The sequence below is a fragment of the Rhodanobacter soli genome, from assembly GCF_040548735.1.
Classification (GTDB): Bacteria; Pseudomonadota; Gammaproteobacteria; order Xanthomonadales; family Rhodanobacteraceae; genus Rhodanobacter; species Rhodanobacter soli_A.
This window is the reverse complement of record NZ_JBEPSD010000001.1, coordinates 1,336,359-1,354,560: the sequence shown is the minus strand read 5'-3', so window position 1 is coordinate 1,354,560 and position 18,202 is coordinate 1,336,359. Positions and strand designations below refer to the sequence as shown.

General features: G+C 67.8%; 21 protein-coding genes. 12 read left to right on the top strand and 9 right to left on the bottom strand.

Going from position 1 to position 18,202, the window contains the following annotated elements; all coding sequences use genetic code 11:
• Window positions 1–11: 11 nt before the first annotated feature.
• The 6 genes from ABIE04_RS06350 to ABIE04_RS06325 form a co-directional block, all read right to left on the bottom strand.
• On the bottom strand, window positions 12–1,622 hold the full coding sequence (locus ABIE04_RS06350; RefSeq protein ID WP_354547708.1) for an MFS transporter: 1,611 nt from the start codon (window positions 1,620–1,622) through the stop codon (window positions 12–14).
• A gap of 138 nt (window positions 1,623–1,760) precedes the next feature.
• Entirely contained in the window at window positions 1,761–2,093 is a 333-nt protein-coding gene (locus ABIE04_RS06345; RefSeq protein ID WP_354547707.1) for a hypothetical protein, read from the bottom strand.
• An 85-nt stretch (window positions 2,094–2,178) separates the two neighbouring features.
• Window positions 2,179–2,847, bottom strand: coding sequence for a glutathione S-transferase family protein (locus ABIE04_RS06340; RefSeq protein WP_354547706.1), 669 nt, complete (start codon window positions 2,845–2,847; stop codon window positions 2,179–2,181).
• Window positions 2,844–3,443: a hypothetical protein gene (locus tag ABIE04_RS06335; RefSeq protein WP_354547705.1), complete on the bottom strand. Its 600-nt coding sequence runs from the start codon at window positions 3,441–3,443 to the stop codon at window positions 2,844–2,846. Before ABIE04_RS06335 ends, ABIE04_RS06340 begins: the two co-directional genes overlap by 4 nt.
• Window positions 3,444–3,564: 121 nt before the next feature.
• The gene (locus ABIE04_RS06330) at window positions 3,565–5,340 is read right to left on the bottom strand and encodes a family 43 glycosylhydrolase (protein ID WP_354547704.1); all 1,776 of its coding nucleotides are present in this window, start codon (window positions 5,338–5,340) and stop codon (window positions 3,565–3,567) included.
• Window positions 5,341–5,486: 146 nt separating this feature from the next.
• A complete protein-coding gene (locus ABIE04_RS06325; RefSeq protein WP_354547703.1) occupies window positions 5,487–6,404 on the bottom strand; it encodes an arginine deiminase-related protein in 918 nt (305 codons plus the stop codon).
• A gap of 302 nt (window positions 6,405–6,706) precedes the next feature.
• Here ABIE04_RS06325 and ABIE04_RS06320 point away from each other — a divergent pair, with 302 nt between their 5' ends.
• Window positions 6,707–7,009, top strand: a complete 303-nt coding sequence (locus tag ABIE04_RS06320; protein WP_354547702.1) for a DUF3247 family protein — start codon at window positions 6,707–6,709, stop codon at window positions 7,007–7,009.
• 19 nt (window positions 7,010–7,028) lie between these two features.
• Here ABIE04_RS06320 and ABIE04_RS06315 read toward each other — a convergent pair whose 3' ends face one another.
• Window positions 7,029–8,855: an FAD-dependent oxidoreductase gene (locus ABIE04_RS06315; protein WP_354549798.1), complete on the bottom strand. Its 1,827-nt coding sequence runs from the start codon at window positions 8,853–8,855 to the stop codon at window positions 7,029–7,031.
• Window positions 8,856–9,047: 192 nt separating this feature from the next.
• Here ABIE04_RS06315 and ABIE04_RS06310 point away from each other — a divergent pair, with 192 nt between their 5' ends.
• Both ABIE04_RS06310 and ABIE04_RS06305 read left to right on the top strand, forming a co-directional pair.
• Window positions 9,048–9,776, top strand: coding sequence for a hypothetical protein (locus tag ABIE04_RS06310; RefSeq protein WP_354547701.1), 729 nt, complete (start codon window positions 9,048–9,050; stop codon window positions 9,774–9,776).
• A 77-nt stretch (window positions 9,777–9,853) separates the two neighbouring features.
• A complete protein-coding gene (locus ABIE04_RS06305; RefSeq protein WP_354547700.1) occupies window positions 9,854–10,312 on the top strand; it encodes a DUF6491 family protein in 459 nt (152 codons plus the stop codon).
• Window positions 10,313–10,318: 6 nt separating this feature from the next.
• On the opposite strand, the gene ABIE04_RS06300 is transcribed toward ABIE04_RS06305, so the two are convergent.
• Window positions 10,319–11,140, bottom strand: coding sequence for a ferritin-like domain-containing protein (locus ABIE04_RS06300; RefSeq protein WP_354547699.1), 822 nt, complete (start codon window positions 11,138–11,140; stop codon window positions 10,319–10,321).
• A 133-nt stretch (window positions 11,141–11,273) separates the two neighbouring features.
• On the bottom strand, window positions 11,274–11,690 hold the full coding sequence (locus ABIE04_RS06295; RefSeq protein ID WP_354547698.1) for a universal stress protein: 417 nt from the start codon (window positions 11,688–11,690) through the stop codon (window positions 11,274–11,276).
• A 291-nt stretch (window positions 11,691–11,981) separates the two neighbouring features.
• Here ABIE04_RS06295 and ABIE04_RS06290 point away from each other — a divergent pair, with 291 nt between their 5' ends.
• From ABIE04_RS06290 to ABIE04_RS06250, 9 genes are all read left to right on the top strand, one after another.
• Window positions 11,982–12,440, top strand: a complete 459-nt coding sequence (locus ABIE04_RS06290) for a hypothetical protein (RefSeq protein ID WP_354547697.1) — start codon at window positions 11,982–11,984, stop codon at window positions 12,438–12,440.
• A gap of 105 nt (window positions 12,441–12,545) precedes the next feature.
• Window positions 12,546–13,076 carry a peroxiredoxin gene (locus ABIE04_RS06285; protein WP_354547696.1) on the top strand — a complete coding sequence of 177 codons (531 nt, stop codon included), beginning with the start codon at window positions 12,546–12,548 and terminating at the stop codon, window positions 13,074–13,076.
• Window positions 13,076–13,549, top strand: a complete 474-nt coding sequence (locus ABIE04_RS06280) for a hypothetical protein (RefSeq protein ID WP_354547695.1) — start codon at window positions 13,076–13,078, stop codon at window positions 13,547–13,549. The genes ABIE04_RS06285 and ABIE04_RS06280 overlap by 1 nt, the downstream gene beginning before the upstream one ends.
• A 69-nt stretch (window positions 13,550–13,618) precedes the next feature.
• On the top strand, window positions 13,619–14,371 hold the full coding sequence (locus tag ABIE04_RS06275; RefSeq protein WP_354547694.1) for a DUF2884 family protein: 753 nt from the start codon (window positions 13,619–13,621) through the stop codon (window positions 14,369–14,371).
• 110 nt (window positions 14,372–14,481) lie between these two features.
• Window positions 14,482–14,922, top strand: a complete 441-nt coding sequence (locus tag ABIE04_RS06270) for a DUF2383 domain-containing protein (RefSeq protein ID WP_354547693.1) — start codon at window positions 14,482–14,484, stop codon at window positions 14,920–14,922.
• A gap of 11 nt (window positions 14,923–14,933) precedes the next feature.
• Window positions 14,934–15,509 (top strand): DUF924 family protein, encoded by a 576-nt coding sequence (locus ABIE04_RS06265; protein ID WP_354547692.1) that lies wholly within the window; start codon window positions 14,934–14,936, stop codon window positions 15,507–15,509.
• A gap of 81 nt (window positions 15,510–15,590) precedes the next feature.
• Window positions 15,591–15,899 carry a DUF2845 domain-containing protein gene (locus ABIE04_RS06260; protein ID WP_354547691.1) on the top strand — a complete coding sequence of 103 codons (309 nt, stop codon included), beginning with the start codon at window positions 15,591–15,593 and terminating at the stop codon, window positions 15,897–15,899.
• 61 nt (window positions 15,900–15,960) lie between these two features.
• Complete coding sequence (locus ABIE04_RS06255; RefSeq protein WP_354547690.1) at window positions 15,961–17,193, top strand: low temperature requirement protein A; 1,233 nt, start codon at window positions 15,961–15,963, stop codon at window positions 17,191–17,193.
• A 148-nt stretch (window positions 17,194–17,341) separates the two neighbouring features.
• Window positions 17,342–18,202: a mechanosensitive ion channel family protein gene (locus ABIE04_RS06250; protein ID WP_354547689.1), complete on the top strand. Its 861-nt coding sequence runs from the start codon at window positions 17,342–17,344 to the stop codon at window positions 18,200–18,202.

Here is an 18,202-nt window from a genome sequence, read left to right as displayed (position 1 = left end):
GCGGGGCGCGCTCAGCGCGACAGCACTTCCTGGATCGCCTCCAGGTCGTGGCCGCGGGTTTCGATGCCGCTGCGCGCAAGCATCCAGCCCGCTGCCGCCAGTGGCAGCGCGATCAGCACGGCCGACAGCATGAAGTGGTCGAACAGGCCGGCCACGCCGAGTCCCGCGCCGAGGATGCCGCCGAACTTCGAACAGGCGGCGATCAGCCCGGCGCCGCTGCTGCGCAGGTGCACCGGATAGATTTCCGCCGCGTAGGGGATCAGCGTGGCGATCACGCCGCTGATGCTCAGCAGCAGCGCCACCGTGCCGAGCGTGGTGAGCATGGTGGAGCGCAGGTCGGCCAGGTCGATCGCGAAGAAGAACAGCAGGGCGCAGGTCGCCATGCCGGCGAACAGCACCAGTGTGCGGATGCTGCTCCAGCGCTGGTAGAACCACACGACGATGACGATGCCGGGCAACGCGAGGATCGCCGAGCGCGCCAGCAGCGCGCTGCTGGCCTGGGCGTCGATGCCCAGCTTGACCAGGTTCGCCGGCAACCACAGCAGGAAGCCGAAGTTCACCAGGCCCCAGCCGATCGCGCACATCGCCAGGCCCCAGGTGATGTGCGCATGCCGGCCGCGCAGCAGACGGCGCAAGCCGATCCGCGCCGGCTCCTTCGCCGCCGGCGCGGCTGCGGGCTGGTCGTGCGCCACGGGCAGATCCGTGGCCAGCGCCCCGCCGGAGAAGCGCTGCAGCACGGCGCGCGCCTGATCCTCCAGCCCGGCCAGCGCGAGGAAGCGCGGCGATTCGGGAATGTAGCGGTTGAGGAATACGATCAGCGCGCCGGTCGGCAGGTTGAGCAGCCACAGTGCGCGCCAGCTGAAGGCGGGCTCGAACAGCGTCGCCGCGCCCGAGGCCAGCAGATAGCCGGCCGAAGTGCCGACTCCGCCCAGGGCGACCAGCAGCCAGCCGCGGTGCGCGGTGGGGATCGTCTCGGCCATCAGGGTGAAGGTGATCGGCAGCATGCCGCCGGCGGCGGCGCCCATCATGAAACACATCACCAGGTTCCAGCCGAACGCCGGCATCGCGCCGCAGATCGCCGTGCCCATGAACATCAGCGCGGACAGCAGGATCGTCGCGCGGCGGCCGAACAGGTCGCCGAGGCGACCCCACACGATCGAGCCGACCGTGGTGCCGATCAGCGCCGACAGCGCCAGCCATCCCGCGACCGAACCGCTGATCCCGTACTCGGCCGACATGCCCGGCATGACGAAGCCGATCGTCGCCGGTTTCATCACGTCCACCGCCAGTGCGATGGTCAGCACGGCCACCAGTTTCCAGTGCTCGCGGTTGAGCGGCACGTGGTCGGCGACGTGGAACGGCAGCGGGCTGCGCCCGGCGTGCAGCGTGCGTCGCATCTGCTCCAGGCGCGGCATCAGGCCGTAACCGGCCAGCAGCACGCCGAGCGGTACCAGCGCCATGCCGACCAGCATCGCGTTGTCCATCGGCATGCCGGCGAGGTGGTAATGCATCGGCGCGGCCATCGCCAGCATCGGCAAGTGCGCCAGCACGCCCGCGACCACCGCCGCGCAGCCCAGCCAGAACGCCACGGGGTGATGGAAGGTGATGTCTCTTGGGCGCATGGGTGACCGCCGCGGCACGAGGCGGCCAGCTTAGCAGCGGCAAGGCGATGCCGGTGGTGGCGGTGGGCCGCCCGACGAACCGCCCGGCGCGGGTCTTCGTCGGTGCAAGTGCGCCCTGATCAGACGGGCGTCAGGCGTTCATTCGTCGTCGCTGCGAAACGCGCGGCGCAGCAGCAGGAAGGCGCCGATGGTGCCGGCGACGATCGCCACCGTGGCAGCCGGGTGGCGATTCACCTGGCGGCGCAGGCGACGGTAGTGGTAGTTCGCCTCGTCGGCGAAATCCTCGGCCGCATGCGCCAGCCGACGGCTGTAGGAATCGCCGCGCTGGCCGAAACGTGCGCGCAGTTCGCGGCTGCGGTCGTACAGGTGATGCGCGCGTTCGGCCGCGCCGTCGGCGTAGCGTCGCACGCGCTCGCCGGCTCGCTCGCCGGCGTCCTGCAACTGACGCTGGATCTCATCACGGTTGCGCATGACTGTTCTCCTCAGGCTGGCGTCACAGGCTGCCAGCGTCGCCGTGAGCAGGGCGTGGACAGCGGCGCGCGGCCGCGTCGCCCATTCAGCCAAGGACGTATTCGCCGCCCTGTCGCAGCGCGCGTTGCCAGGCGGGCCGTGCATGGATGCGGTGCAGGAACGCCAGCAGCGTCGGGTAGCGTTCATCCAGTCCGCCACGGGCAGCGAACGCTTCCAGCGGGAAGCTGAGCTGGATGTCGGCGACGCTGAACGCATCGCCGCCGAACCATGCGCTGTCGCCCAGTTCGCCTTCCAGATAATCCAGGTGCAGCTTCAACTGCGGGTCGACGAAGCTGCGCTGCACTTTGCGCGCGATGCCGTGTGCCACCGGCTTCACGAAGAACGGTGCCGATGCGCGTTCGACCTGGTTGAACACCAGCTTCAGCAGCAGCGGCGGCATCGCCGAGCCTTCGGCGTAGTGCAGCCAGTAGTTGCAGCGCAGGCGCGCTGGCGTGCCGTGCGCGGGAATCAGCGTGCCGGCGCCGTAGCGGTCGGCCAGGTATTCGATGATCGCGCCGGACTCGGCCAGGGTCAGTTCGCCGTCGGTGATCACTGGCGACTTGCCCAGCGCATGCACCGCGCGCAGTTCGGGTGGCGCCAGCAGGGTCTTAGGATCGCGTTGGTAGCGTTTGATCTCGTACGGCAGGCCGAGTTCTTCCAGCAGCCACAGGATGCGCTGCGAGCGCGAGTTGTTGAGATGGTGGACGGTGATCATCGTGAACTTCCCGCAGTCGGGAACGGCGTGTCCATGCGGATGAATTCACGCCGAATCGGTGCGCTGCACAAGCGCCGGATGATCCAGCCGAACAGAACGCTGAAGCCAACCGCCATGATTGCGCTGAAAACCTGGATGACCAGCAAGAAGCCATGCATGCCGCTGGCGAACTGTGCGGGGGCGTCAGGCGGCAGCTGCATGGCTTGTTGCATCGATCCCATTACCCACCACTGCAGCACCAGGCCAAGCAATTGGTAGACGATGGCGAAAGCCATCACGCCGATGAACAGCCGACGCCCCCAATTGCGGCGCAACAGCAGGCCGATGGCAGCAGCCAAGGTGATGATCGATAGCAGCAAGAACCCGCGGAACAGCCAGATCATGTGCGTAACCATCCAGTCCATCGGCACCGGCATGCCTGGTGGCAATGGCTGGGTCGCCACCTGTTGCTGCATGGCCGGCTGGAACACCAGCTGGAACATCAGGTTCTGCAGCAGGCCGATCAGAGTGCCGAAACCGGCGAGGCAGACGAAGATCCATCCCAGCACATTGACGAAGGTGGAACGTGCGACGGGAACGGGCGGTGGCGTTGACATCGACGATCCTCCATGAAGGAAGGATCAGCATGGCGGATCGGCCCGGGGCTGGCAACGCATGCATTGCAAGCTGCCCATGCTCATGGCCGCAGGTCGGGAGGCACTCTTGGATGGGCGAATCTCAGGGGGCGAGCGTGGCCGTCCGCGACAGCGTGGACACGCCATGCTCGTCGAAGGCTTCCACCGCCACGACGTATTTCACGCCCTTGTTCAACGAGCGCAGGGTCAGCCGCGTCGGCTGGTCGGCGAAGCGCTGGTAGGTCTCGTGCAGCCGGTCGGCGGCAAGTCCCCAGCGCACGTTGTAGCCCACCGCGCCGGGCACCGGCTTCCACGCGATCTCGGCATCGCGGGTGTCGGTCAGGCGACGCGCGGAGACCAGCACCGGCGCGGGCGGCGGCGGGCCGTCGGCGTTGCCGAACACGCGCAGGTCGGAGATCGCCAGCGTGTGCGCACCGACGTGGCCGTGCACGTAGCGCACGTAGCGGATGCGCGCCGGATGGTCGAGTTCGAGATAGGCGTTCGGTCGGTCGCGCGTTTCGTGCGAGAGGTCGGCCAGGGTGGTCCACTGCCGGCCGTCGACCGAGCCCTCGAGGCGGAACCGGGTGACGATGTCGGGCGCGTCGCCGTAGCGGCCGGACTGGTAGTCGGCGTAGTTCACCTGCACCGCGCGCACCGTGCGCAGGCCGCCGAGGTCGAGCGTGAGCGTCTGTCCGGCGGTGTTGTTCGCGGCGACCCAGAACGTGCGCGGATTCTCGTCGGTCACTTCGGACGGCGGATGCCCCGGCCGTTGCGACGAGGCCTGTGCGGCCTTGCGATACGACAGCAGCATCCAGCCGGTGAACGTGCTCTCGCCTTCATGCAGCGGATGATCGGGCATGCGCTGCGGGAAGTCGCCGAAGCGGGTATCGACCCACATCTGGCCGTCCGCATGGAAGCCGGCGGGAAACAAGTCGATGCGCCGCTCGAATCTCCAGTTCAGGCCCACCCACATGGTGCCGCTGTTCCACCAGTTGCCATGCGCGTCCTGGAAAGTGGAACCGTGGCCGGCGCCGACGGCGAAGCCGCCGGGCTTGTAGCCGACCGGATTGTACGGCGCATAGGTGAACGGTCCGAGCGGCTTGCTGCCGACGTACACGCCGGTGGCATACACGTTGTATTCGGTGCCGGGCGCGCCGTACTGCAGGTAGTAGCGGTCGCCATGCCGGTTCATCCAGGCGCCCTCGACGTAGGGCTGGATGCTGGTATCGGTATGGTCCTGGCCGAAGCGCTCCCAGCCGTGCGCGGCCGGATCGGCCTTGAGCAGGGCGACCGGCTTCGTGACGAAGCTCATCCGCTTGCCTTCGCCTTCGCCGGCGTGGTCGAGCGCCAGGTCGATCTGCGCGCCGTACAACGGAAAGACGTTGGATGAGTCCCAGTACAAATAGGTCTTGCCGTCCTCGTCGCGGAACAGGCCCGGATCCCATGGCCCGGGCGGCAGCTCGCCCGGCTTCATGTCGCTCTCGTGGCCGCCCCACACCGCGCCCGGCACCGCCGGCAGCAGGCGCGTCCAGAACTGCCAGTGGCCGTGCGCGGGATCGGTCGAGTACAGCAGCGGCTTCGGCTCCATCGCCGCCTGCATCAGGAACAGCTTGCCGTCGGCGACCAGGGTGGCCGGCGCCACCGGGCCGTCGAATGGCCATCTATCCGGCCGAACGAACTGCCAGTGCACGAGGTCGTTCGAATGCCAGTAGCCGTCGGCCAGCGTGAGGAACAGGTAATAGCCGTCGCCGTAGCGCACGATCGCGGGATCCGCACCGGTGCGGTACGAGATGCCCTCGTTCATCTGCTCGTAGTTGTAGCGATAGTCGAGGTCGAGCGGGTTGGCCCAGGTGCGTCCGCCCGCCGGCGTGGCGGCCATCCCGCCCGGGCCGGACAGGCTGGCTGCAAGCGCGACCAGGCAGAGCGTCCGCGGACGTCGTTGGCGTCGTGTCGATGGTTGGAGAATCGACGGCATCCACGGAGAATGCACCGCGATGGCCGCCGGCGCAACGCGTGGCGGCGGTTTCAGTAAATCTCGCCCACGCAGCAGCGCAGGCTGCCACCGGCCTTCTCGATTTCGCCCAGCCCCACCGCGCCGATCGCGAATCCATACCCGGACAGCGCCTCGCGCTGTTCGTCGGTCAACGCGGCGGCGGCGCAGGCGCTCATCCACACGCGGTCGTCGGACAAGGTGATCGCGTTGCCGGCGAAGGCCTGCTTCTGCGCCGGGGTGAGCCAGATCGCACGGTCGCCGTAAGCGTGGGCGATCGCCTGCGCGGCGGCCGGATCGCGGAAGCCGTCGGCGGCGATGATCACGGCGCGGCTGGCCAGCAGGGTCAGCACCACGTTGGTGTGGTATTCGGTTTCCGCCAACTCGAAGCAGTACGTCAGGCGCAGGTCGAACGCCTTGTGCATCGCCTGCGCGCCGGCCATGTCGCAGCGCTCGCTGAGGCCGCAGTAGCCGACGCCGCGGGCGCGGTCGATGATCAGCGACCCGGTCAGTTCGGCGACCAGGCCGTCGCAGCCGGACAGGTCGATCTCGTCATAGCCCAGCACCTCGCCGAAGAACGCGCGGATGTCGCTGCGCTCGGCCTCGCGCTGGCGCACGGGATGGCGCATGCGGCCCACGATCAGCCGGCCCGGCGCCGTGGCGAACACGTTGTTCGGAAACACCGCGTCGGGCGTCGCCGGGTTGCCCGGAAAGGTGATCACCGGCACGTCCGCGCGCAACGCCTGGGCCAGCGCGCCGTGCTGGGCCAGGGCCTTGAGCGGGTTGACCGTGAGGTTCATGTCCATGTAGCGGTTGTCGCGCGCCGATTCCTCCGCCAGCGCGAATTCGGCGGGCGCGACCAGGAACGCCGCCCGCGCGGTCGCCGCGGCTTCCGGCAGCGGCGCCAGCGCGGCGTAGGCTTCGAGGAAGTCGGTGGGCGAGGTGGTGATCATGGGACGGTTCCGTGTGCCGGCTGACCTTCAGAGGATATCCGCTGCCGTTCTTCGCGCGCACCTCCTCGACGTGCAGCCGCTGGCGCCGGCGCAGGGTCGGGAACATCTGCCACCCACAGCGCCACCACGGCCAGCGTGCCGATGCCGCCGAGCACGATGGCATTCATCGCCATCGCACGCCGCCGTGTGCAGCCGCAAAGTGCCGGCAGGTACGTTGTTCAGCTGCCAGACGGACGAATTTACATGCTCTTACGGTTTTGCCGACTAGCGTGGCGGCACGCTAGTCATCCGAGGCGAGTCTCATGGGCAGACAGGCGAAACGCGTCTATACCGATCAGGCCAGCATCCGGAAGCTTGAGTCGCTGGTCGATCAACTGCCGGCCAACGGCCATGTGGTGCTGTTGCTGAAGGACGGCAGCAGCTGCGACGGCGTGATCATCACGCGGCCGAACGTGCAGGTGTTCCGCGATGGCGACGAGCGCGAAGGCATCAACGCCACCGTACAGCTGGAACGGCCCGACGTGCCGGACTGGAGTCGACAGGTCTGGCTCGATCAGATCCTGCGGGTCGAACACCTGGACTCGTGCATGGCCAGCGAAAGCTGAGTTTTCGAGTCCTGCCGCGTCATCGGTGATGCAGTCGCGTGAAGCCGTCCTTGCTCCATGCTTCGCTGCCCACGCCGTGGTGTACGAAGAACAGACCATCCGGATCGTACTTGCGCTTCACCGCTGCAAGCTTCGCGTAATGGGAGCCCCAGAATCCCTGCTGCCAGTCACGCAGGAAATAGTCGCTCTCGGAAACGTACGAACCGGCGCCGGGCGCCACGGCGCGCAGTGCATCCATCGCCTTGTCGATCGTCGCTGCCTCGCGTCGTGCCTTGGCCAGTTCGGGGTGCGCGTTCGGCATGCCTGGAAAGGCGGGGTCGCCGCTGCTCGCGCAAATGGCCAACGCAAAAGCATCGAGCACCTGCGGATGGGTAGCGGTGTCGCGGGCGCGCTCGATCGCGTCGGCGGAACCGCCCGCCAGTCCCTTGTTGAAATGCAGTGAGAAGCCCCAGTGCCGCGAAGCGGCGAACAGGGCACCGACCAGCTTTGACTGCTGGCCCGGCTGCAACAGCGACGCCGGCAGCCACGCCGACTGATAGCCGTGGATGAACCAGCCGACCTGATCCTGGTCGCCGGCCCAGAGGACGTGATGGGCCGGCGCACCTTGTCGGTCGTCCGCCACGACGAACTGCGGCGCGTGGGCCCGGAAGAACTCCGCGTCCCACATATGCCGCGCCGGCAACGCCAACACCTGCACGGGTTTGGCAAAGCGGTAATCGCTGCTGGCGCGAACCCAATCGAAAAACGGTGCCCACACCTGCTCGGCCTGCTGCTGGGTCAGACCCTGGAACACCATCGACAGGTTCAGCGTGTTGTTGCTGCGGAACGACATCTGTTCGCCCCAGTGCGGGTTGAACAGCGCCCTGCGATAGAACTCCATCGCCTTGGCGATCAACGCGCGAAACGCGTCGTCGGACGCTGCCTTGATGGCGCCCGATACCCCGCCGAACATCGTCGGCAGCTCGAACGTGCGCAGGGTGAGCCGCGTGACGGTGCCCAGGCTGCCGCCGCCGCCCTTGATGCCCCAGAACAGGTCGGGGTGGGTGCAGGCATTGGCGATGCGCACTTCGCCGTCGGCGGTGACGATTTCCGCTTCCAGCAGGTTGGCGGCGGCCGTGCCCCAGTGCTTCGAGAAACTGCCGAAGCCGCCGCTCTGCACCAGGCCGGCGACGCCCACCGTGGTGCAGCCGCCGCCCTGCACGTAGCGGCCGCCCTTCGTGGTGACTGCGTCATAGGCGTCGCTCCACATCGCGCCGGCCTCGATCGTCACCGCCGGCTGCGGCGCCTCGGCGCAGCCCCGCGCGACAAAGGCGTCGTGCAGGGTCACCTTGTTCATGTGCCGCGGCCATATCAGCAGCGAATCCGGCGCGTCCGACGTGCCCTGGTAGCTGTGGCCGCCGCCCTTCACCACCAGCCGCAGGTGGTGTTGTCGCGCGAAGTGGGTCGCCGCCACCACGTCGGCGGTGTTCTCCGCCGCCACCGCGTAGGCGCTGGGCTGCGACGTCCACGCATCGGCCCAGCCGCTGGTCTGGGTCAGCGCGGGGTTGTCGCCCAGTGCGAAGGGATTGTCGAGATGTTTCAGCGCTTCCGCGCAAACGCTGTCGGAAGGCGGCGCGGAGCAGCGCGCGAAAGGCGATTCGAGCTTCAGCAGGCGGCCGCCGACGTCGCGCTTGAGTTGTTTCCACTTTGCCGGCAGCGGCCAGCCCGGATCGCCGGGTCGCACCCGCGAGCGGAACTTGGTTGCCATGACCGTGGCGGCGTCCCGCGCCGAGGCCATGGCGCCGCGCAGCAGCAGCGGCAACAGCGGCAGCGCTGCCATGGCTTTCAACAGTTCGCGTCTCTTCATCATGCTGCTCCGCATCGGTTTGCATGGGATCGTCATGAGCGGTTCGGAGAGGTCATGGCGGGCAGCCCATGATGGACCGATGAGGCGCGCCGCGCCGCACGAGCGTTTCGGCCAGGCGGATTGGCCGGCGCGGTTGCATGGCGACCGCGGATCGTTCCAAGCTAGCGGCCTGTTCCCCCAGGTAGGCCGCCGATGAATCGCGTTTTTTCCCGTTATGCCGTGATGGCCTTCTGCGCCGCCTGGATGCTTGCCGGCTGTTCGCAACAGGGAAGCGCGCCGACGGCCGAGCAGCAGCAGGCCCAGGCGCAGGCGGCCGATGCGGCGCGCAACCTCGACACTTATCGCCAGCTGCTGCGCATCGGCAACGACGAGATGGCGGTGTCGATGGGCAAGGACATCGTCAAGCGGTTTCCCGACAGCGACGCGGCGAAGGAAGTGCAGAAGACCTTGCCGGCGATCGAGAAGCGCTACACCGAGGCCAGCGAGAAGAGCCGGCTGGCCAGGTTGTGGCTGTACCAGGTGGCGCCGATGGCCGGCGGCACGCAGTCCACCGCCACCATCGAGAACAGCCAGCCGGCCAGCGGCGACCGCGTGCGGCTGGTGCTGCGCCGGCATACCAGCTGGGGCCAGAGCGCGTTCCTGTATGGCAGCAAGCCCGGTTTCGTCTGCCGCGGCAATTGCACCATCGCCACCACGGTCGACGGCAAGCCGGTGCGGATCAAGGCGTTCGCGCCGTCCACCGGCGAGCCGGCGCTGATGATCCGCGACGACCAGGCTTTCATCGCCATGCTGCGCAAGGCGAAGAAGATCGGCATGGACGTCACCCTGGTCGACGGCGAGAAGAAGCAGACCCTGGTCTACGAGGTGGGCGGTTTCGACCCGGCGAAGTGGGTTGCCGTGGGCAAGGGCGGCAAGAAGTAGCTTGTCAGCGCCGGGCGGCGTCAACCGAAACGGCGCCCATGCGTCTGGACAGGAGAGTCTCCATCGAGGACCGCATCATGTCCAAGTCACCCCTGATCCCTGCCGGCGCGTTGATGCTTGGCCTGCTGTGCGCCGGCTGTTCCAGCGTGCCTTATGCGCAGCGCATGAGCGAGCGCCAGGCCGCCTATGCGGCGGCGGCCGGCGCGCCGGTGCGCAGCTTCAACTTCTTCAGCCTGTACTCGTGGGAGCCGCTGAGCGATACCGAACTGGCCGTCTACACGCAGCCGAACAAGGCGTGGCTGCTGGATCTCGGCGGCTGCCAGGACCTGCTCTTCGTCAACAGCATCGGGCTCACCTCCAACATCAACCAGGTGATGGTGGGGTTCGACAAGGTGCTCACCGGACGCCACAACTTTCCCTGCACGATCACCCGGATTCGCCCGATCGACGTAAAGAGCCTGAAGCTCGCCCAGCAGAAGCAGCGGCAGATCGAGAGCGCGGCGCGCAGAGCGGACAAGCCGGCGGCATCGCAATGATGGGACTCAGTGCAGGAACAGCTTCTCGGTGATCTTCGCCAGCGGCTTTTCCAGCGCGCCCTGCAGCCGGGACGGCAGGTCCAGCGGCTTGAGCAGCATCTTCACCGTCATGCCGGCCGGGATGTGCCGGCGCAGCAGGCCCTGCGCGCGGTTGCTGATGCGACGGAACTCCGCCTCGTTGCCCAGGTGCTGCGGGTAGCACTGGTTGAACACGTGGCGCAGCGCGATGTCGCTGTCCTCGCTCTTGATCTCGTTGACCCGGCGCAGGATCGCGCGGAACACCTTGTAGCGGCCGAAGCCCTCGCGTTCGCGATACAGCCGGTAGTGCTGGTAGAAGTGCTTGTAGTGGCGCACCTCGTCGCCCTTGATGTGGTTGGTCAGCAGCTTCAGCACCGGCTCGTCGGTGATCTCGTTGAGCGCGCGGTACAGGCTGGCGGTGCCGGTCTCCACCACGCAGCGCGCGGCCAGTTCCAGTCCGCGGTCGGGTTCGAGCTGCTCGGCCGTGCACACCGCCCCGTACTCGTGCCAGAACGCTTGGAAACCCTTGTCCCAGTCGAATTCTGGCCAGACCTTGCGCACGTAGGCGGCCAGCGCGCGTCCGTGCTGCAGTTCCTCGTGCTGCCAGTGCTGGCTGAGCCAGCCCTGCAGCTCCTCATCATCGGCGAAATGGTCGATCAGGTTCTGCGTGTACAGGTCAGAACCGCTCTCGACGAACGACGAGCTGCACAGCAGGAAGAACAGGTCCTCGTCGTGGCGCACGCGGGCGACCTCGATGCGGTCGAGGTCGATGCTCTCCAGGGTCCAGGGCAGGGCGGTGGAATAGTTCAAGCGGATTTCCCGTGCGGCGATGGCCTCGTCAACTGACGGCCCGTCTTCAGGTGACAAGAAGATGACACAGGATACGGCCTGATCGCGGCAGCGGATTAACGCCGGCCGACTTGCCGTTCGACGCCGCCACCCCTCAACGCACCACCGTTACCGGCACGTGCGCGCGCGCCAGCACGTTGCCGGACACCGAGCCGAGCAGCCAGCGGGCGAGCGCGCCGCGTTCGGTATGGCCAATCACGATGTGGTCGACGCCGTGCTGCTCGATCTGGCTCAGCAGCACGTCGCCGGGGCTGCCGAGGGTCAGTTCGACATCGATCAGGTCGGCCGCATCCGGCATGATCGCGGTCAGTTCCTGCAGCAGCTCCTGCACGCGCTCGGTGCCGGTGTCGGCGATCATCAAGGCGCATGCGTCGGCGCCGCCCTCGGTGACCTGCAGCACCGACACCACGCGCACGCGGCCGTGGCTGCAACGGGCGAGTTCGACCGCGAACTGGAACGCGCGGCGGGAGGCCTCCGAGCCGTCATAACCGACCAGTGAATACTTGACCATGGTGTTCCTTTGCGTTGCTCCGGCATGGGCCGTGTCGAGTCCTGTGCGGGATGGCCCGATCGCCCGCCGCGCCGCGGCCGCCAAGCCGCCTTGTGCGCCGTTGGCAGTCTGCACGGCATTTTGTTACCGCGGCATCAACGGCGAGAACCTGAACGGACGGTCGTGCTCCTGCACGCGCTTGTCACGCTGCCCTGCACAACCTGCGATCTGCGCACCGCGGCTGCCGGTTCCTGCCGTGCACCCGCGACGCACGAACACCCACCCGCAGTAAGAAGGTTGAAGGAGACGACGATGATCAAGCGAACGTTTGGAATGGCTGCCCTGGTAATGGCTTGTGCGGGCGCAGTGACCGTGTTGCCGGCCGGCGGCGCGCAGGCCGCCGAGGCCTCGGTGAAATGCGATCTCGCATACAACCTGTCCGGTTGGTCGCTGATCTACAAGCATGCCGAGGGCAGCGGCACGATCACCTGCGACAACGGCCAGCGTGCGAACGTGAAGATCGGCGTGGTCGGCGGCGGCCTCACCGCCGGCAAGTACCACATCGACAACGGCAAGGGCGAGATCAGCAAGGTGCACGATATCGCCGATGTCTACGGCGACTACGTGCAGGCTGGCGCCGAGGCCGGCGTGGTGAAGAGTTCCTCCGCGCAGGTGCTGACCAAGGGCACCACCTCGCTGGCGCTCACCGGCACCGGCCAGGGCGTCAACCTGGGCGTCTCGGTGGGCAAGTTCACCATCAGCAGGCCTTGATGCTGGCGCAGGCATGATCGGGAAGGGCGCCGGATGGCGCCCTTCTTCATGGGTACGCGTAAACTGTGGCGGTTGTTCCCAGGCATCCCCACTGGAGATCCCGTCATGCGCCGCCTTTCCTGCCTGCTTGTGTTGACCCTGCTGTGTGCCCTGGTCGCCCCGGCGTTTGCCGCCACCCCGCAAGTGGGCGAGACCGCCCCGAGCTTCCGCCTGCAGGACCAGAACGGCCACTGGCGCACGCCGGCCGATTTCCACGGCCACTGGCTGGTGCTGTATTTCTACCCGAAGGATTTCACCCCCGGCTGCACCACCGAGGTCTGCACGTTCCGCGATGACATCGCGAAGCTGCGCAAGGCCGGTGCCGAAGTGGTCGGCGTGAGCCTGGACGACGTGAAGTCGCACGCCGAATTCGCCGAAAAATATCGCGTGCCGTTCCCGCTGCTGGCCGATTCGGACCGCAGCGTCGCCACCCGCTATGGCGTGCTGACCTCGCGCATGGGCATGCATTACGCCAAGCGCACCACCTTCCTGATCGACCCGCAAGGCAAGGTCGCGAAGGTCTACGTGGACGTCGATCCGGAAAAGAACTCGGCCCAGGTGCTGAACGACCTCGCCACGTTGAAGGCGGCGCCCTGATGCCGCTGGCGGTGCGCGCCGACCCCGCGTCGACGCGGCGCTTCTCGGCGTGGGCAGTCGGTCCGTGGGTGCTGCTGCTGTTCGCCGCGATGGGTTTCGTGCAGTACCTGCGGCATGCCGAATACGTGTACCTGGCTGCCGCCTTGCTGGTCATCGTGGCGTGCGCCGGCTGCATCCTGCGCCAGGCGTGGGCGCGGCCGACGATGCAGCTGCTGGCGGTGCTGCTGGCCGTGTGGGCGCTGGCCAGCGGCGTGCTGATGCTGCAGCAATGGAGCGATTTCGATACCGCCAGGCAGCATGCGCTGGCGCAGCCGCAATTGAGTGACGTCGCGCTGTGGATGATCGCGCGGGCCGAACGCACCTGGCAGGTCGGCCTGGCGCTCAAGGCCGCCGCGATCCCGTTGCTGTTGTGGCTGGCCTGGCAACTCGGCCGGCCGGCGGTGCGCGCGCAGTTCCGTCCGCGGCCGCGCTGAGCGGGCAGTTCAGCGGCGGTTGCGGCAATGTCGGCTATCGCTGGGCGAGTCCATCTTCCGGGAATCTCCATGCGCCTGCCGCGATTGCTGCTCCTGTTCGTCCTGCCACTCGCCGCGCCGTGGCTGCACGCGCAGGACCTGGCGACGACCTGCCACGCCAGCAGCAGCTATGACGTCACCCTGAAACCCGGCAGCCTGCTGTTCGATCGGCCGGCGCCGGCGCCGTTCCACGTCGAGCTGCAGCAGGGTGCGCTGCGCACCGACGGCGCCGCGGTGAAGTTGAATGCGGAAGACGAGGACCGGCTGGCCCTGTTCGAGCGCGACCTGCGCGCGCTGGCGCCGCGGGTGCGCACGGTGGCACGCAACGGCGTGGACATCGCCGCGCAGGCGCTGCGCGAAGAGGCCGGCGGCATGGGCCTGGGCGCCGATACCCGTGCCGAATTCAACCGTCGGCTGGACGCGCATGCGGCCGAGCTGAAGCGGCGCATCTCGGTCAGCCAGAGCACGCACGACTGGCAGGGCGACGCCGCCAACCAGGCGATGAACCAGATCGCCGGCGACCTGCTGCCGCTGCTGGCGGCCGACCTCGGACAGCAGGCTATCAATGCGGCACTGTCCGGCGACCTGCAGGCTGCCGCCAGCTTGCGCGATCGTGCCGCCGACCTCGCCACCGCATTGCAGCCGCGCCTGCAGTCGCGCCTGCAGGCCTTGCGTCCGCAGATCGAGGCGCTGTGCCCGTCGATCCAGCAACTCGCGGCGTTGCAGCAGGGGGTGCGCGGCAGCAACGGGCAACCGCTGAACCTGGTGCAGGTCGAGCAGTGAACGAGACTTGCCGCCAGCTGACTGCCGGACGGCGCCGCGCGCCGGGTTAATCCCCCGCTAAGCGGGGCAAGGCGAGGATGGCGCACCGATCGACCCGCCCGGAGGCGGCCATGCCGCGGCACCTGTTCGTATCCACCTGCAATGCCCTGATCCGGCGCAGCATCGACCTGCGCCGGCTCTATCGCCATGCCGCGACGGCATGCGAACCGGGCTTGCGCATGGTGCTGAACGACAACGTGCATACGCTGGACCTGCTGATCGCCGAGCTGCAGGCGCAGCTGCGCGACCGCGGCGGCGAGCCGTGCGAACACGGCAGCTGGCGCGGCACCGTGCACCGGCATCTCACCGGCTGGCTGATGCGTACCGTCGCGCGCCGCGACAACGCCTGGATCCGCGCGCTGGCGCATGGCGAGAGTGCGTTGCTGCACCGGTTCGAGCAGGCCATCGCGAACGCCCCGGCGGAGTCGGCGCTGCTGCTGCGCCGGCAATTGCCGCGTCTGCGCGGCATCCACCTGGACATGCATAGCCTGGCCGGCACCGCGCGCTATTGAACGGAGTGGTGATGCCCGCGACCGCACAGGACGTCCTCGATTTCTGGTTCGCCGAAGCAGGCGCCGCCCACTGGTTCGCCGCCGATGCCGCGTTCGATGCGCAGATCCACGAGCGCTTCGGCGCAGCCGTCAAGGCGGCTGCCGACGGCCGGCTGGACGACTGGGCGGGGACGCCGTCGGGCTGGCTCGCTTTGCTGATCGTGCTCGACCAGTTTCCGCGCAACCTGTACCGCAACGATCCACGCGCCTGGGCGGCGGACGCCAGCGCGCAGCGCGTGGCCTTGTCGGGCCTGGCTCGCGGTGATGACCGGCAACTGCCCGCCGTGCAGCGCGTGTTCGCCTACCTGCCGCTGGAACATGCCGAGGACACGGCGTTGCAGCAGCGTTCGGTGGAGTTGTTCGAGGCGCTGTGCGCGGAAGTGCCGACGGAACAGCGCAAACCATTCGAAGAATTTCTGGACTATGCTCGCCGCCACCGTGAGGTGATCGTGCGCTTCGGCCGCTTCCCTCATCGCAACGCCGCGCTCGGTCGTCCCAGTACGCCGGAAGAAACGCTTTACCTGGCCCAGCCGGGTGCCGGTTTCTGAAACGCGACGCGATCCGCGGGTTGCAGGGTTTCATCCAGGCCATTCCGACCAGACCATTCCAACCAGACCAGGGAGCAGGTCATGCGCATTCGTCTCGCCATTGCGTTGTTCGCGTTCAGTGCCGCCGTGCAGGCGTCCAGTACCTTGCGCGTGGGCAGCCAGGTGCTCACCGCCGGCGACAGCCGCGAGCGGGTGGTCGAGCTGCTGGGCAAGCCCACGTCGAAATCGCACGCGCACAAGTCGCGCAGCCACGGCAGTCGCCGCGGCGGCGTCCGCGTGGTGGACAACCACCAGGCGGGCGAGCAGTGGCGCTACCGCCGCGGCGACCACGTCACCGTGGTGACGATCGTCGACGGCCGGGTCAGCGAGATCGAGGACAACCGGCTGTGAGTTGCTTGGGCGGCGCCCGGGTCGTCGTACGATAAGACGGAACATTGCCGGAGGCCGCCTTGTGAGCATTTCCCCGCCCGCCGACCGTGCTCGTCCGGCGCGACGCAGCCTGTTGCGTTCGCGTACGGCCGGCGGCCCTGTCAGGGTCACCAATATCGAACTGTTCTTCGATCTGGTGTTCGTCTATGCGGTGACCCAGCTGTCGCACACGCTGCTGCACGGACTGAACGCCGTCGGCGCGCTGCAGGTGCTGTTGCTGTTCCTGGCGGTGTGGTGGGTATGGGTGTTCACCAGCTGGGTCACCAACTGGCTGGATCCGGAACGCCCGCTGGTACGCCTGCTGCTGCTGGCGCTGATGCTGGCCGGATTGCTGCTGTCGATGGCGCTGCCCGAGGCGTTCGGCGAACGCGGGTTGCTGTTTGCCGGTGCGTACGTGTTCATGCAGGTGGGTCGCACGCTGTTCGTGCTGTGGGCGCTGGGCGACGACGCGCCGGCGAATACCCGCAATTTCCAGCGCATCGCGGTGTGGCTGGCGGTTTCCGGCGCGCTGTGGCTGCTCGGTGGATGGCTGGACGGGAAGGAGCGCGCGCTGCTGTGGGTTGCTGCGCTGGCGCTGGAATACACCGGCCCGGCGCTGGCCTTCGCGGTGCCCGGCCTGGGCCGGTCGAGCACGGCGGACTGGGATATCGACGGCGGCCATCTGGCCGAACGCTGCAGCCTGTTCGTGATCATCGCACTGGGCGAGTCGGTGCTGGTCACCGGGTCGAGTTTTGCCGACGCCACCTGGCAGCCGCAGGCGGTGCTGGCTTTTGTCAGCGCCTTCGTCGGCAGCGTGGCGATGTGGTGGATCTACTTCGACCTCGGTGCCGAGCGCGGCAGCCACGCGATCCGGCATTCGGCCGATCCGGGCCGCAAGGCACGGGCCGCCTATACCTACCTGCACCTGCTGATCGTCGCCGGCATCATCGTCGGCGCGGTGGCCGATGAACTGACCTTGCGCGATGCGCGGCAGCGCGTCGATGCGATCAGCGGTGCAGTGCTTCTGGGCGGCCCGATGCTGTACCTGGCCGGCAATGCATGGTTCAAGAAGACCGTGAATGACACCCATCTGCCGCTGTCGCACCTGGTCGGCCTGGGTCTGCTCGCGGCGCTTGCCGCTGTCCTCATCCGGCAGCCGCTGAGTGTGTTCGCGCTTGGTCTGGCAACGAGTTCGGTCCTGCTGCTGGTGGCGGCCTGGGAGACCGTCTCGCTGCGGCACCTGCGCCGGCGGCTGCATGAATCGTCGTCCGCGTGACTGATGGCAGGGCATGACGGCCGGCCCCTGCGGCCGATGCGTGCGGCAAGGACAAAGTCGCCGCTTTCTGAATCCATTGAGGTGCAGCGGAACTCTTTCTGTCCACGCTGTTAGGCTTGCCCTCGATTTTTCCTCGTGAGGCGAAGCCATGCTCGACAAGTCCGGCAAGCCGGCGGCGGTCGCCGCGACCGCTCCCGATGTTTCCGCCTATACCGATCAGGCCGTGCAGGTCGGGTTGCACCTGATCGGCGCCCTGCTGGTGCTGCTGGTCGGCATGTGGGTGGCGCGCCGGTTGGCCAATTTCGCGCAGGCTGCGCTGGGCCGGGCCAATTTCGATTCCACGCTCAGCGGTTTCCTGCGCAACCTGCTCTACGGCGTGCTGGTCGCCTTGCTGGTGGTCACCGCGCTGGGTGTGCTGGGGGTGCCGTCGGCGCCCATGGTCGCCGCGCTCGGCACCGCCGGGCTGGCGATCGGCCTGGCCCTGCAGGACTCGCTCAGCAACCTGGCGTGGGGCGTGCTGCTGGTGGTGTTCCGGCCGTTCCGGGTCGGCGACTACGTCAGCGCCGGCGGCACCGAGGGCACCGTGCAGAGCATCAACCTGATGCACACCCAGCTGATCCTTCCGGACAACCGCGAGGCGATCCTGCCGAACGCGAAGATCGGCAGCGACGCCATCGTCAACTTCAACCGGCTGGGCACGCGGCGCTTCGAGCTGAAGCTCGGCATCGCCTACCGCGACGATGCCGACCAGGTGATGGCCACGATCATGCAACTGATGGCGTCGGACCCGCGCATCCTGAAAGAACCGGTCCCCGGCGTGTGGATCGAGAGCCTGGCCGGGCAGACGGTAAACCTGGTGCTGCGCGGCTGGACCCGCAGCGGCGACAGCTGGGGCGCGCAGACCGACCTGCTGCGCGCGATCAAGCAGAAGATCGACGCGCAGCAGATCAGCGTCCCCGTGGTGCCGCACGAAGTCACCCTGGTGGAGGGCGCACCGAAGGCCGGCTGA

Bases quoted from the DNA above. Each gene is read 5' to 3' on its own strand.
- ABIE04_RS06350 (WP_354547708.1), bottom strand. From the start codon at position 1,622: ATGCGCCCAAGAGACATCACCTTCCATCACCCCGTGGCGTTCTGGCTG.
- ABIE04_RS06345 (WP_354547707.1), bottom strand. From the start codon at position 2,093: ATGCGCAACCGTGATGAGATCCAGCGTCAGTTGCAGGACGCCGGCGAG.
- ABIE04_RS06340 (WP_354547706.1), bottom strand. From the start codon at position 2,847: ATGATCACCGTCCACCATCTCAACAACTCGCGCTCGCAGCGCATCCTG.
- ABIE04_RS06335 (WP_354547705.1), bottom strand. From the start codon at position 3,443: ATGTCAACGCCACCGCCCGTTCCCGTCGCACGTTCCACCTTCGTCAAT.
- ABIE04_RS06330 (WP_354547704.1), bottom strand. From the start codon at position 5,340: ATGGCCGCCACGCCGGCGGGCGGACGCACCTGGGCCAACCCGCTCGAC.
- ABIE04_RS06325 (WP_354547703.1), bottom strand. From the start codon at position 6,404: ATGATCACCACCTCGCCCACCGACTTCCTCGAAGCCTACGCCGCGCTG.
- ABIE04_RS06320 (WP_354547702.1), top strand. From the start codon at position 6,707: ATGGGCAGACAGGCGAAACGCGTCTATACCGATCAGGCCAGCATCCGG.
- ABIE04_RS06315 (WP_354549798.1), bottom strand. From the start codon at position 8,855: ATGAAGAGACGCGAACTGTTGAAAGCCATGGCAGCGCTGCCGCTGTTG.
- ABIE04_RS06310 (WP_354547701.1), top strand. From the start codon at position 9,048: ATGAATCGCGTTTTTTCCCGTTATGCCGTGATGGCCTTCTGCGCCGCC.
- ABIE04_RS06305 (WP_354547700.1), top strand. From the start codon at position 9,854: ATGTCCAAGTCACCCCTGATCCCTGCCGGCGCGTTGATGCTTGGCCTG.
- ABIE04_RS06295 (WP_354547698.1), bottom strand. From the start codon at position 11,690: ATGGTCAAGTATTCACTGGTCGGTTATGACGGCTCGGAGGCCTCCCGC.
- ABIE04_RS06290 (WP_354547697.1), top strand. From the start codon at position 11,982: ATGATCAAGCGAACGTTTGGAATGGCTGCCCTGGTAATGGCTTGTGCG.
- ABIE04_RS06285 (WP_354547696.1), top strand. From the start codon at position 12,546: ATGCGCCGCCTTTCCTGCCTGCTTGTGTTGACCCTGCTGTGTGCCCTG.
- ABIE04_RS06280 (WP_354547695.1), top strand. From the start codon at position 13,076: ATGCCGCTGGCGGTGCGCGCCGACCCCGCGTCGACGCGGCGCTTCTCG.
- ABIE04_RS06275 (WP_354547694.1), top strand. From the start codon at position 13,619: ATGCGCCTGCCGCGATTGCTGCTCCTGTTCGTCCTGCCACTCGCCGCG.
- ABIE04_RS06270 (WP_354547693.1), top strand. From the start codon at position 14,482: ATGCCGCGGCACCTGTTCGTATCCACCTGCAATGCCCTGATCCGGCGC.
- ABIE04_RS06265 (WP_354547692.1), top strand. From the start codon at position 14,934: ATGCCCGCGACCGCACAGGACGTCCTCGATTTCTGGTTCGCCGAAGCA.
- ABIE04_RS06260 (WP_354547691.1), top strand. From the start codon at position 15,591: ATGCGCATTCGTCTCGCCATTGCGTTGTTCGCGTTCAGTGCCGCCGTG.
- ABIE04_RS06250 (WP_354547689.1), top strand. From the start codon at position 17,342: ATGCTCGACAAGTCCGGCAAGCCGGCGGCGGTCGCCGCGACCGCTCCC.